The organism is Olivibacter sp. CPCC 100613 (genome assembly GCF_036959255.1).
Classification (GTDB): Bacteria; Bacteroidota; Bacteroidia; order Sphingobacteriales; family Sphingobacteriaceae; genus Olivibacter.
On the sequence record NZ_JAWMTI010000001.1, the window covers coordinates 850,912 to 864,768 of the forward strand.

General features: G+C 41.2%; 11 protein-coding genes. 7 read left to right on the forward strand and 4 right to left on the reverse strand.

The annotated features are described in order from the left end of the window. The first annotated feature begins 40 nt into the window (after positions 1-40). Positions 41-1,357 (forward strand): adenosylhomocysteinase, encoded by a 1,317-nt coding sequence (ahcY, locus tag RYH73_RS03225; RefSeq protein ID WP_335311825.1) that lies wholly within the window; start codon positions 41-43, stop codon positions 1,355-1,357. A gap of 44 nt (positions 1,358-1,401) precedes the next feature. Here the strand turns inward: ahcY and RYH73_RS03230 are convergent, their stop codons facing one another. Next, on the reverse strand, positions 1,402-1,824 hold the full coding sequence (locus RYH73_RS03230) for a DUF6686 family protein (protein ID WP_335311826.1): 423 nt from the start codon (positions 1,822-1,824) through the stop codon (positions 1,402-1,404). Positions 1,825-1,975: 151 nt separating this feature from the next. Here RYH73_RS03230 and RYH73_RS03235 point away from each other — a divergent pair, with 151 nt between their 5' ends. Beyond that, a complete protein-coding gene (locus RYH73_RS03235; RefSeq protein ID WP_335311827.1) occupies positions 1,976-2,692 on the forward strand; it encodes a pyridoxine 5'-phosphate synthase in 717 nt (238 codons plus the stop codon). Between the two features lie 87 nt (positions 2,693-2,779). Here the strand turns inward: RYH73_RS03235 and RYH73_RS03240 are convergent, their stop codons facing one another. Then, positions 2,780-3,199, reverse strand: coding sequence for a nucleoside-diphosphate kinase (locus RYH73_RS03240; RefSeq protein WP_335311828.1), 420 nt, complete (start codon positions 3,197-3,199; stop codon positions 2,780-2,782). Positions 3,200-3,345: 146 nt separating this feature from the next. Here RYH73_RS03240 and RYH73_RS03245 point away from each other — a divergent pair, with 146 nt between their 5' ends. The 4 genes from RYH73_RS03245 to RYH73_RS03260 all read left to right on the forward strand — a co-directional run bounded on the left by RYH73_RS03245 (position 3,346) and on the right by RYH73_RS03260 (position 7,435). After that, the gene (locus tag RYH73_RS03245; RefSeq protein WP_335311829.1) at positions 3,346-4,362 is read left to right on the forward strand and encodes a DHH family phosphoesterase; all 1,017 of its coding nucleotides are present in this window, start codon (positions 3,346-3,348) and stop codon (positions 4,360-4,362) included. Positions 4,363-4,420: 58 nt separating this feature from the next. Beyond that, positions 4,421-5,395 (forward strand): FKBP-type peptidyl-prolyl cis-trans isomerase, encoded by a 975-nt coding sequence (locus tag RYH73_RS03250; protein ID WP_335311830.1) that lies wholly within the window; start codon positions 4,421-4,423, stop codon positions 5,393-5,395. Positions 5,396-5,486: 91 nt separating this feature from the next. Continuing rightward, the gene (locus tag RYH73_RS03255; protein WP_335312591.1) at positions 5,487-6,251 is read left to right on the forward strand and encodes a TatD family hydrolase; all 765 of its coding nucleotides are present in this window, start codon (positions 5,487-5,489) and stop codon (positions 6,249-6,251) included. A gap of 167 nt (positions 6,252-6,418) precedes the next feature. After that, positions 6,419-7,435 (forward strand): asparaginase, encoded by a 1,017-nt coding sequence (locus tag RYH73_RS03260; RefSeq protein ID WP_335311831.1) that lies wholly within the window; start codon positions 6,419-6,421, stop codon positions 7,433-7,435. A 63-nt stretch (positions 7,436-7,498) separates the two neighbouring features. Here RYH73_RS03260 and RYH73_RS03265 read toward each other — a convergent pair whose 3' ends face one another. Next, positions 7,499-9,649 carry a S9 family peptidase gene (locus RYH73_RS03265; protein ID WP_335311832.1) on the reverse strand — a complete coding sequence of 717 codons (2,151 nt, stop codon included), beginning with the start codon at positions 9,647-9,649 and terminating at the stop codon, positions 7,499-7,501. Positions 9,650-9,828: 179 nt separating this feature from the next. Between RYH73_RS03265 and RYH73_RS03270 the strand changes: the two genes are divergently transcribed. Beyond that, positions 9,829-10,923, forward strand: a complete 1,095-nt coding sequence (locus RYH73_RS03270; RefSeq protein WP_335311833.1) for a DUF2891 domain-containing protein — start codon at positions 9,829-9,831, stop codon at positions 10,921-10,923. A 232-nt stretch (positions 10,924-11,155) separates the two neighbouring features. Here RYH73_RS03270 and RYH73_RS03275 read toward each other — a convergent pair whose 3' ends face one another. Further along, the gene (locus tag RYH73_RS03275) at positions 11,156-13,654 is read right to left on the reverse strand and encodes a TonB-dependent receptor (RefSeq protein WP_335311834.1); all 2,499 of its coding nucleotides are present in this window, start codon (positions 13,652-13,654) and stop codon (positions 11,156-11,158) included. Positions 13,655-13,857: the final 203 nt, after the last annotated feature.

The window sequence follows — 13,857 nt, forward strand, 5'->3', positions numbered from 1 at the left end:
GGGGGTTATTCAGATCGTTAACAATTTATATTTATAAACTATGTCATCAGTAGAGACAACGTATGTACCCTATAAGGTTAAGGATATTAGCCTAGCCGAATGGGGGCGTAAAGAAATCGAATTAGCAGAAGCGGAAATGCCTGGTTTAATGGCCCTCCGAGAAGAATATGGAGCATCTAAGCCTTTAGCAGGTGCTCGTATAGCAGGTTGTTTGCACATGACAATACAGACCGCTGTGTTAATCGAAACATTGGTTGCATTAGGTGCAGAAGTAAGCTGGTCGTCTTGTAATATATTTTCAACCCAAGACCACGCAGCCGCCGCCATTGCAGCAGCCGGTATCTCGGTTTACGCATGGAAAGGCCTAAGTGCTGAAGAATTTGATTGGTGTATAGAGCAAACCTTGTTTTTCGGTGAAGAACGAAAACCTCTCAATATGATCTTAGATGATGGAGGAGACCTAACAAATATGGTATTCGACAAGTACCCTGAATTAATTAAAGGCATCAAAGGATTATCGGAAGAAACCACTACAGGGGTACATCGTTTGTACGAACGCATGAAGAAAGGAACCCTTCATTTGCCTGCTATTAATGTTAATGATTCCGTAACCAAATCTAAATTCGACAATAAATACGGTTGCCGCGAGTCTTTAGTTGATGCCATTCGTAGAGCTACCGACTTGATGCTCGCTGGAAAAGTAGCCGTTGTAGCCGGTTACGGTGACGTGGGTAAGGGATCTGCCGAATCGCTTAGTAGTGCGGGGGTTCGGGTTATAGTTACCGAAATAGATCCGATCTGTGCTTTGCAAGCGGCAATGGAAGGTTACGAAGTAAAAAAATTCGCGAATGCGGTTAAAGAAGCAGATATCATTGTGACAACAACCGGCAATAAGGATATTGTCCGCGGCGAGCATTTTCCGTTAATGAAAGATAAAGCTATTGTATGTAATATCGGTCATTTTGATAATGAAATTGACGTTGCTTGGTTAAATAAAAACTATGGACATACCAAGATTGAAATTAAACCGCAAGTAGATAAATATACCCTTGACGGAAAGGATATTATTTTACTGGCGGAAGGGCGCTTAGTGAATCTGGGTTGTGCAACAGGCCATCCTTCTTTTGTGATGAGCAACTCTTTCACCAACCAGACCTTGGCCCAAATTGAACTTTGGACCAATACTGCACAATATGAAAACAAGGTTTATACCCTACCCAAACACCTGGATGAGAAGGTCGCACGCCTGCATCTAGCAAAAATTGGCGTAGAGCTCGATGAGCTTTCGGATGAACAGGCTGCTTATATCGGTGTAACGGTTGACGGCCCCTACAAACCCGATCATTATCGATATTAATAAAACACTATATTAAATAGGAGCTCAAGGGGCTCCTATTTTCTTTACGGCGTTCCTTTTAAAATGGCATAAACATTGGCCAAATAAGCCGCTTCCGTTAACACCTCCTTTATATCTTCCCATTCTTCTTCTGTAAATGCCATACTAATTTCTTCTGCTGCAGAATGCATTAGCAATCTATACTCTCCATCTGGGAAACAGATCGAACGTTGCTGAAATACATATTTCTTTATATGCGTTAAAAACAAATAAAATTCCTTTTGCTTAAAATTCAACAGGATGTTATGATGCCAAATGAAGAACATGCCACATTCTGTACATTGACTAACTGTTGTTCTTGCTGTTTGACATAGTATCCTTGTATTACACATATTGCTGGGGATTGTGCCTGCTTTAGCCATGCCTCCAAGCATGGCTAAACAGGGCTTTTTGAAATATTCAAACTGTTCTCGTTCTTTTGAATACACAAATATAAAGTTATTTTTAATCATTCTAAATAACAATAGGCTTGTGACATTCAGATTACAATCTAACTAGTGAAGTAGAAGACCGTTTTGGCCTGGAGCTTTGCATTTGAAAGCAACATTCTCTATGTTTGCCTAATAGTAACGATATGATATGACGAAGCTTTCTGTTAACATCAATAAAGTAGCAACCTTAAGAAACAGCCGTGGGGGTAATAATCCAAATGTATTGCAAGTCGCGCTTGATTGCGAAAAATTCGGCGCGGAAGGAATTACTGTACATCCGCGGCCTGACGAAAGACACATACGTTATCAGGATGTCTATGATTTGAAAGCGGCTATTGCGACAGAATTTAACATAGAAGGAAATTGCCGGGAGAAAAAATTTGTAGATTTGGTGCTTGCTAATAAGCCCACGCAAGTGACTCTTGTTCCCGACGAACAAGGACAAATAACGTCAAATCATGGTTGGGATACCATCGCCAACCAATCCTATTTAAGGGAAATGTCGACTCTTTTTAAAGAAGCCGGTATACGGGTTTCTATTTTTGTTGATCCAGATCCTAAAATGGTGGAGGCAGCAGCCGATACGGGCACAGATCGTATTGAGTTATACACGGAGGCTTATGCCACGAACTATCATAAGAGTCCTGCTGAGGCCATTCGCCCCTACGTTGAAGCCGCTAAACTTGCCGTAGAATTAGGATTAGGATTAAACGCCGGCCATGATCTCGACTTACAGAACCTTCATTATTTCTATACGCAAATCCCACAACTGCTTGAAGTCAGCATAGGACACGCATTAATTGCAGATGCTCTCTATCTAGGGCTGGAAGAAACGATCAAACGCTATAGAACCCAATTGAGATAAAAGAAGAGGGAGAAAGGTTGAAGGCATAGGACGAAACACTTCATTCTTGCGCCCTAAGCCTTCAATACTTGTACCATATCCACGCTGTTAGTGTTGCTCCAAAGCTGAAAAGAAAAAGCCTCCTTCAATAGCGGCATTTTCATCTGAATCGGATCCGTGCACGGCATTCGCCTCGATTGATTTTGCATATTTATTTCTGATGGTTCCAGCTTCTGCCTTTGCAGGATCAGTAGCACCTATCAATTTTCGAAAATTTTCCACCGCGTTATCCTTCTCCAAAATAGCAGCCACAATAGGTCCTGAACTCATAAAGCCCACTAAATCTTTATAGAAGGGACGTTCTTTGTGTACAGCATAAAAAGCACCTGCTGTTTCACTGGTTAAATGTGTATACTTCATCGCCACAATCTTGAAACCAGCTTCAATAATGTCGTTTAAAATTGCTCCGATATAGCCATTGTTAACTGCATCGGGTTTAATCATCGTAAAAGTTCTATTCGTAGCCATCTATTTGAATTCTTTTTTGCAAAAATAAGCTTTTATGTCCACTTTATTTCCTTATTTGAAATATTGTCCATATATATGCAAGTACGAACTTTTCTTTTGAATATCTAGGAAAAAATTTAATAGCTTTGCACTCTTTAAAACACTGCATGTTAACGATTACCACGCTGAAACAAATATTAGCCGAACCCAAAAGTATAGTTATAACCACTCACTATAAACCCGATGGCGACGCTTTGGGATCGTCACTGGCTATGTTATTATGGCTAAAAGCACGTGGACATCAAGTAAGACTCATTGTACCGTCCGATTACCCCTCGTTTTTAGCTTGGATGCCTCATCAGGACGAAGCAATTATCTACACAGAAAATAAGCCTCTTGCAGATAGCTTGATTACGGCGGCTGATTTAATTTTTTGTTTAGACTTTAACGGTCTTGCACGTACGCATGACATGCAATCCATTTTGGCTGCCAGCCGATCCACCAAGATGATGATTGACCATCACTTGGATCCAGAAGGGTTTGATCAGTTCAGGCATTGGAATCCCGAGTCAGCAGCAACGGCCTACCTCGTATATGATTTCATTGTGAATCTGTTAGATGACCGAGCATCTATTACGCCGGATATTGCAACCTGTCTATACACCGGTATTATGACCGACACCGGATCCTTTCGTTTTCAGTCAACCACTGCAGAGATTCATCTAGCCATCGCCGATCTTATCTCGTTGGGCGCAAAGAATGCACAGATCCATGAATTCGTATATAATAGTTCTTCAGAAAATAGATTGAAGTTTTTAGGCTTCTGCCTGCTTAACCGCTTAGTGGTACTTCATGAGTATCATACCGCTTATTTTGCTATAACAAAAGAGGATTTAACCCGTTTTAATATCGTTACCGGAGACACCGAAGGTTTAGTAAATTATGCTTTGTCGATCAGTGGTATTAAGCTGGCTGCCCTTATCATTGATCGCACCAATCAAATCAAATTGTCCTTGCGCTCTATCGGAACATTTCCGGCAAATGAAATCTGTGCAAAATATTTCAACGGAGGAGGCCATCGTAATGCAGCAGGCGGCCATGACAGCCTTCCTTTGGAACAAGTAGTCGAAAAATTTAAAGCGGTTCTTCCCACTTATAAGGAGCAACTTCTTGCTAAAGAATAAAAAATAAAATTGACAGAATTTATACAGAAAAATTTAAAACAGTAAAAGAAAGCAAATAATGAAAAGAACATCCCTTATTTTAGGTTTGGCAGCTTTAACAGGATTGGGAGCTACGTCATGCCAGAGTTTCAAAGACGGTGCTGGAGGCATGCAGTATAAAATTGTAAAAGAAGAGGGAAAGACCAAAATCAAAGAAGGCGATTTTGTTTCCCTTGGAGCAGTAATCTCTACCGAAAGTGATTCGGTTCTCAATAGTAGCTATGAAATGGAGCAACCTTTTTACTTAGCGACGCAGAAACCAATGTATCCCGGCGATATTTTCACGGCATTATCGATGTTGGGCGAAGGCGATAGCGCTGTTTTTAGGTTAAACATTGACACCATGGTGGCCAAAACCGGCCAACCTCGTCCTCCTTTTAAAGGACAATATATTGTACATACTTTCAAAATAAATAAAGTAATCCCTAAAGGTACTCTTACAGATAGTGTTTTCAACCAAGAAGTAGAAAAATACATCGCGCAGGATCGCGATAAAGCGAAGAATGCAGAGGCTGGAAAGATCGAGACTTATATTAAGAAAAATGGTCTTGAGGTAAAAACAACGGGTTCAGGCCTCAAATACGCGATTGAAAAGGAAGGCACCGGAAACAAACCAAACGTGGGAGATACCGTTGTCGTACATTACACCGGTAAGTTCTTGGGAGGAAAGATCTTCGATTCAAGTGTAAAAGAAGACGCAAAAAAGGGAAATGTATATAACCAAATGCGCGAGCCATACGATCCCATTCGAATTCCTATTGGTGTAGGTGCTGTTGTTCCAGGTTGGGATGAAGGCCTCGCTTTATTATCTAAAGGTGCTAAAGCAACGTTGGTTTTGCCTTCAAAACTAGCTTATGGCGAACATGGAAGTATGGGTATTCAACCCTACACTCCATTAGCTTTCACGGTAGAAATCGTGGATATTGTTCCTCAAAAGGGAAAACCGGCACCAACAGCTGCAGCGCCCAGCACACCGGCAACTGCTAAGAAATAATGATCAGAGCCCATCACAAAACGATGGGCTTTTTTGTTTTTGTTCGGCTCGGAACGGGTAATCTTTAATTTTTTTATATATGTTTGCCCATATGCAACTTACCGATACGCATACACATCTTTACTATCATGAGGGACGTGCATTAGACGAGCAGATAGCGCGTTGTAAGGAAAATCACATAACCCGCCTATTTCTCCCAAATGTCGATGGCGAATCGATCGACAAAGTATTCCGCACATGCAGTCGTTATCCGGACATATGTTATCCGATGTTGGGTCTACATCCTTGTAGTGTAAAGGATAATTTTATGGAAGAACTAACCGTCATTGAGGAAGCGCTATCGACAAATACAGTGGTAGCCATCGGTGAAATAGGCCTTGATCTTTATTGGGATAAGACAACGCTTCCACAACAACGAGAGGCCTTCAAAATACAGGTCACTTGGGCAAAAGAACGTAATTTACCTATTGTTATTCATTGTCGTGAAGCTTTTGAGGAACAATTCGCGCTACTGGAAGAACTAAAGGACGAAAAGCTGTTCGGTATCTTTCATTGCTTTACCGGTAACTTAGCACAAGCACAACAGGCTATATCCCTTGGATTTTATTTAGGTATTGGTGGGGTTGTGACGTTTAAAAATGCCGGTCTTGATAAAGTGGTTGAACAAATAGATTTGGAACATATTGTACTCGAGACTGATGCACCCTATCTGGCCCCTGTTCCTTTTCGAGGAAAACCAAATGAAAGCAGTTATCTAATCCACGTAGCTCAGAAGGTAGCAGACATACACGGCCTAACAATAGCGGAGGTAGCAGATAGAACTACGCAGAACGCACAAACCGTTTTTGGGATTTAATATATTTCTTCTGTTAAGTGACCGTTGGGGGGCCTTTGTTTATTACGAAGGAAGCTCAACGCCAAAAAGAACACTTGTGAAAAGAATTGAATTTATCTAAGTTTACAAGGCCTTTGAACCCAGAAGAAAAGAAGCTCTATTGAAAGAGAGATGCAACGCTAATTTACATGAACAATATACTGATATTATATACCGGGGGAACAATAGGAATGGTTACCGATGAGACATCCGGAAGCTTTGTTCCATTTAATTTCGAACTTATACATAAAAATGTACCTGAATTAAGTCGTTTAAATTACAATTTATCGATTCATTCTTTTGATCCGATTATTGATTCGTCCAACATGCAGCCTGCCATATGGGTACAAATGGCAGCGCTTATCAAAGATAACTACGACTTGTACGATGGTTTTGTGATCTTACATGGATCGGATACAATGGCCTTCTCTGCTTCCGCTTTAAGCTTTATGTTAGAGGGCCTGCAAAAACCCGTTATTTTTTCGGGTTCTCAATTACCCATTGGCGAAATCCGAACCGACGCCCGTGAAAATTTGATTACAGCCTTGGAAATAGCCTCGGCCAAAAAGCATGGACGTTCTCTCATACAGGAGGTCTGCATCTATTTCGATAGTAAATTATTCCGGGGAAATCGTTCGTTTAAATACAACTCGGCAAAGTTTGAAGCCTTCCGATCGCCAAATTATCCCGTACTGGTGGAGGCAGGAGTGCACTTGAAATACAATAGGCCGGCACTCATGAATAATACGGGTAAAGATTTTACTTTACATACGAAAATCGACAACTCCATTTCAGTCCTTAAATTATACCCGGGCATCAGCCAAGAAGTTGTCAGGGCTGTGCTAGAATCCGATGCACGTTCTGTTATTATGGAAACTTTCGGTTCCGGCAATACAACTACAGCTACCTGGTTCTTAGACATGCTTCGCGGGGCTATACAAAATGGAAAAAATATTGTCAATATTTCCCAATGTAAAGTCGGTTCTGTTGAGCTTGGCCGATATGAAACCAGTCGCTGGCTTAAAGAAATGGGCGTGCTAAGTGGTTTCGATATGACCTTCGAAGCTGCCGTAACCAAGCTTATGTACCTTCAAGGCGAATTTGAAAGCCAGAGCGAAGTGGCTCGGTGGGTGGAGGTAAATATCAGAGGAGAATTGACGGACTAATTTTTACGTTAAGTAGTGAAATAGTTGAGTAGGAAAACCGTGAAGAACTACTCAACAACTAAACTACTCGACGATACCCTCCAGAGTAAATAGAAAGGCGTAGTTCAGCGAAATATCTTTTAGATAATCAAATCTACCCGAAGCACCCCCGTGGCCAAAGTCCATATCCGTTTTTAACAATAGTACATTGTTATCCGTTTTAGTCGCCCGCAGTTTTGCCACCCATTTTGCAGGTTCAAAGTACTGTACTTGACTATCATGCAAACCCGTGGTTACCAGCAAATTTGGATAAGCTTTCGCCTCAATGTTTTCATAAGGTGAATAGCTTTTCATATAGGAATAAGCGTCTTTATTTTTTGGATTTCCCCATTCCTCAAATTCGTTCGTAGTTAGTGGTATGCTCTCATCCAGCATTGTGTTTACTACATCAACAAAAGGCACTTGTGCAATAATTCCGTTCCACAGTTCAGGAGCCATATTCATCACTGCACCCATTAATAGTCCACCCGCGCTTCCCCCCTGCGCATATAAATGTCCTTTACTTGTGTATTTTTCATCGATAAGGTGTTTCCCGCAACATATAAAATCGCTGAAAGTGTTTTCCTTTTTCATCATCTTACCATCTTCATACCATTGTCTACCCATTTCCTGGCCCCCTCGAATATGAGCGATCGCATAGACGAAACCGCGATTCAATAAGCTCAATCGTGTACTACTGAATGTAGGATCCATCGATGCTCCGTAAGAACCATAGCCATAAAGGAGTAAGGGAGCTTGCCCATTTTTCTTAAAACCCTTTTTGTAAACCAATGAGATCGGAATCCGGACACCATCGCTCGCTGTTGCATATAGGCGTTCGGTTACATAGTCTCCCTGATCATAACCGCCAAGCACTTCTTGTTGCTTCAACAGCGTTTTATTTTTATCTCCCATTGCATAATCGAAAGTAGAGGACGGTGTTGTAAGCGACGTATAGCCATAACGAACGGTGGAAGTATTATATTCCATATTTGCCTGGGTATAGGCTGTATAAGCTGCTTCACCGAAATCGAGGTAGTGTTCTTCTCCGGTACGCAGATTTCTGATATTCAACTGAGTTAGTCCATCTCTCCGCTCTGAAACTACAATAAAATCTTTGAATTCATCTACCCCTTCCAGTAACACATCCTTCCGATGGGGAATCACTTCTTTCCAATGTTCGACTCCGGTTTCGTCCAAAGGGCACTCCATAAGTTTGAAATTCAGGGCATCTTTATTTGTCACAATTAAAAAGCGATCTTCCAATGCAGTCACATCGTATAATACATCTTTCATCCGCAGCTGAAAAACTTTAAAAGCATCATTCGGTTGATCTGCGTCGATAAACCTGGTTTCCGAACTCGTCGTTGCCCCTGAATAAATATAAATGAACTTACCTGATTTAGCCCTTCCTACCCCAATATAATTACTCTTATCTTGCTCTTCATAAACAGTCTCGTCTTTACGTGTGTCAACGCCGAGTTCATGTTTTTTTATCTTTTCGGTCAGTAGCGTCACCGGGTTTTTTGAGGTATAAAAGAAGGTCTTATTATCATTTGCCCACGCAACGGCACCTGTAGTTCCCTTAATCTCTTCCTTATAAAGTGTGCCGGTTTCCAGATTTTTGACAAAGATGGTGTATTCCCGACGAGATATTGTATCGATACCGAAAGCCATTAATTTATTGTTAGGGCTGACGCTGAAACCTGTCGCACTGAAATAAGGATGCCCTACCGCCATTTTGTCTACATCCAGCAAGACTTCTTCTTCTGCCTCCAGGGTCCCTTTCTTTCGGCAATATTTAAAGTATTGTTTCCCATCTTCAGTCCTCGTATAATAAAAATACCCATTTCTAAAATAAGGTACCGATTCATCTTTTTCTTTTATACGTGCGCGCATTTCCTGGAATAGGGTTTCCTGGAACCTTTTGGTCCCACCCATCATGGTATCCAAATAGTTGTTTTCGGCATTCAAATAGTCAATTACTTTCGTGCTGTCAGGCCCTTTTTTAAAGTAATCAATCATCCAATAATAGTTATCTATTACCGTGTCTCCATGGATAATTCGTTTATGTTCTTTTTTTTCGGCGATGGGAGCTGTAAGTTCAGGCCAACGATAGGACGGTTTGTTTTTCTCATCGTTTGCGCATGCGGCTAAAATCGTTAATAGTATCATAGAAAGCTGATTCTTTTGCATGTATTCTTAAGTTAAACTCGTCTTGAGCATCAATTTACCAAGATAAGAATTAGTTTCTTTTTTTTCATTTACAATTACTTTCAAAGGCATTTTAGCGTCTTCATACTTTTTCATCGCCAATTTATTTGATTTCTACCTTATATATGCGATATTCAATTTTTACAAAATCCATTGTTATAATGAAACTTAAATCTTTTCTATCCTTCTGCCTTGGATTATTCTTATCAAATGTCCTATCCGCTCAAGAAAAACTATACAATGAAGTACAGGATAAATATGTGTTGACCGCAGCAGGGGCCTCTCATCTAGCTAAATTACCACTTAAATGCATGCAGCAAGAGTTTCCTTATAAAACGGGTGTCACTTTTTCGGATACTACGTTAATAACAAAACCGAAGAATTACCATCCGGCCTTTTATGGTTGTTTTGACTGGCACAGCAGCGTACATGGTCATTGGATGTTGGTCAGATTGTTGAAACTCTTTCCTAAACTTCCCGAAATGACCGAAATTCGTACCAAGCTTCGCAGCAACCTAAGTGCCACCAATATACAGACAGAAGTGGAACTTTTTAAGCAAGAGGCCCATCGTGGCTTTGAGCGAACATATGGCTGGGCATGGCTTCTACAATTGCGGAAAGAGTTGTTGTCCTGGGACGATCCATTAGGCAAGGAGTTAAGTAAAAACCTAGCGCTATTGGCACAGCAATTGGTCTGTCTATATATAGATTATTTGCCCAAAATGAATTACCCGATACGTGTAGGAGAACACAGTAACTTGGCTTTTGGACTCACCTTGGCTTATGACTATGGGATGGAAACTAAGAATGATTCGTTGCTTCATGTTATACAAGAGACCGCGTTACGCTTTTACAAGAATGATGTCGGCTGCCCAATCAGCTGGGAACCGGGTGGCTCCGATTTTTTAAGTCCTTGTTTGGAGGAGGCGGATTTAATGTGGCGCATCCTCCCCAAAAAAGACTATGCTTCGTGGGTTGAGCAATTTTTACCCGACATATTCAATGGTCAAACGGTGCTCGCTCCCGGTACCGTGACAGACAGAACGGATGGTAAATTGGTACACCTCGATGGTTTGAATTTAAGTCGGGCCTGGTGTTTATATGGTATTGCTCATCATATACCTGCGCATAAAACCGTTTTGATAAACCTAGCAAATAAGCACCTTGCAGCAGCCCTACCGCATGTTGCCAGTGGTGATTATATGGGTGAACATTGGTTGGCTTCTTTTGCTGTATATGCCCTGACAATGCAGTAAAGCTATGTTATTTTTCCCGCAAAAAGAACCAAAACCGACCGTAGGGAGCTCATGAGCGCCAAAAAATGGACAGAATGCGAATAACCTCGTTGCTCCAAAATTTACCGGACGGTAGTGCATCCCGCTGCTTGATGTAAATTTTGGAGGCGATTTTTTCGAAAACCAAGGGGCGCGGTATTTTTAATCAGAATTCCCTTCCGTTCAATTCTTTGTATAAAAAATTATTCCAGCCTTAAAACCGTAAATTAAGTCCCAGTAGAAAGTTCGTCCCTGCCTGAGGAAAATAAAAATTAGAGGTATAAATGGCTGGATCCCCTTGGTAAATTGAGCTATAGGTATAGCCATTTGATTCATATTTTTCGTTGAAGATATTATTAATCAAGAGCGATAACCCGATATTTTTTACACTTTTAAATTTCAGCTGATAAGACATCCGTATATTATTGACGAAGAACGCATCCAAGCTCCGGTCCTTATTGGATGTATTATCTAAATATTGTCTCGAAACGTATTTTGAAATGAAAGCAACCTCACCATTTTTAATCGGTACAAAGGCAAGCTCACTCGATCCGACAAAGGAAGGAGAAAGTGCTATCGTTGTGCTTTTATAATGATTAACTTTCTGATCTGCCACATTCCACTCGGCATCATACACGTTGATATACTCGTAAAAATCTTTTATTTTATTCCTGCTCAGCGCTCCGGTTAAAGCCCAGGAAAAATTACGCACGGGTTGCCATTTAAGGTCGGCTTCCAACCCTAAGCGGTAACTATCCGGTACATTCATACGGGTTTGTGCACCAACGTCATTAATTTGGCCCGTCAAGATTAACTGATCCTTATATAGCATGGCGTAACCATTGATTCCTAAGCTAAAACGACTTGTTGTTCGTCTATAGCCCAACTCAATATCTTGCATGCGTTCTGCTTTCGGTCTACTGTCGGGCGTCGAGTTTTCATAATCGTCTCGTACCGGTTCTTTATTGCCAATCGCATAAGACAAATACACCTGATCATTGCCGGCAAATTGATAAGTCATCCCAACCTTTGGATTGAAGAAATTTAAGTCCGCTTCTTGTTGAACATTATTCAGATTCCGATCAAAACCCAAGAAAGAATAGCCTACGCGTCGATATTGTATATCACCAAACAATGAAAGTCTATCTAATTGATACGCTCCTTTTGCGAATACATTAAAATCTGTTTTCTTAGCATCGTTAAAATAATATTGATAACGCGTATCGAAGCGCTCATCGCCCATTTCATGGGCGTTTTTTATAAACAAGGGATTTCTGGACCAAGTAACATCGCCATAATGGTCTCCTTTGTATTCATTATAGGCGCCACCAAGTGTCAGATTAAGCCGCTCATTTGCCTTATATTGAGCAGAGTAGGTGACACCATAAAAATGGTTAGATAACCATCGCTCCCTCACAAGGTCTGTTGTGGAAATTGTGCTATCCCCCACAATCACGGGCGTCAAGCCATAATCTTCATAGTTAGCACCAGCTTTATATTCTTCGTAATACCCTCGGCCTCTTGTATAATGCAGGGCAGCATTTAGACTGAGGTTTTCCGATACATTAGTAGAAAATAGGAGTTGATAATGGTCTTGCTGATAATTATCATTTTGATTTTTGTATAGAAAAGAATTATAACGTCGGGGATCCGCATTTCTAATATTTTCGGCATCAGCTCCTTGCAGACCATTTGCGGCTATATAGCTTTCTACATCTTGCGTCGTTCCAAATAATTTCTCCTCCGGTACACCGTTCCAAGCTTGGTAGGTTTTTTCTTTTCCGGAGAAAACATTAGCGCGTAGTAGGCTTTTCTTTCCATACCAGGCGCCGCTTAAGAAGAAAGACTTTAGATCAGATGCCCCTCGATCAACAAAACCATCCGATTTTATTCGGGAGAGACGACCATCGAACGTGAATTTATTGTCTATTAATCCTGTGCCAATCCGCACCGTATTCTTCCAGGTATTAAAAGAGCCAAAGGAATTGTCTAGCTCAGCATAGGCGGTGTCAGTCCGCGTATTTGTTTGGATATTAATGCTGGCGCCAAAAGCTCCCGCACCGTTGGTAGAGGTACCAACCCCTCTTTGTATTTGTATATTATCTACCGAAGAAGCGAAATCAGGAAGATTAACAAAAAAAGACCCCATGCTTTCCGCATCATTATACGGAATGCCATTGAGCGTCACATTCACCCGTGTTGGATCACTACCGCGAACGCGGATGCCCGTATAACCGACGCCGGCTCCGGCATCGGAATAGGTGACAACACCAGGTGTTTGATCTAGCAAAAAAGGAAGATCCTGGCCTAGGTTGTTTTTTGCAATATCCTGACGGCTAAGGTTTTTATAGGTAGTAGCTGCGTTTGTATTTGCCCTTGTTGCATGGACGATTACTTCATCAGCGATAAATTCCTGTGAGCTTAACGATACAAGCAGTTCTTGGCTCGAATCTAACATCAACTGCTTTTCCACCGACTTATACCCAATATAACTTACGCGTACAATATAATCGCCATCTTTCACATTCTTAAACGAGATCACCCCTTGCCTATTTGTTTGAGCGCTGGCTAAGGAGCCTAGAATCGAAACACTTGCACCTACAAGCGGCTTGTTTTCTTTTTCATCGATGACCTTCACGGATAGGTTGTTCTGTGCCCATAAGAAAATTGGACTAAATGCTGCTAAAGTAAAAAGCAAGCTTCTCTTTTTCACGATATAGTTTTTTTATTCGATATACCGTTGATAGGGGTTACAACAGCATCGCTATCACACATAAAATATAACCTCTTTGGTAATTGCTCCCTCCCTACGCCGGCATTATCCGGATCAGGTGCTCAGGAAAGGTCGGCTTTTCGTCTAGCTCTCCCGATGGGTATAATCTCAGCCCTGATTTGTGTTTTTAAAAAACAAGGCAC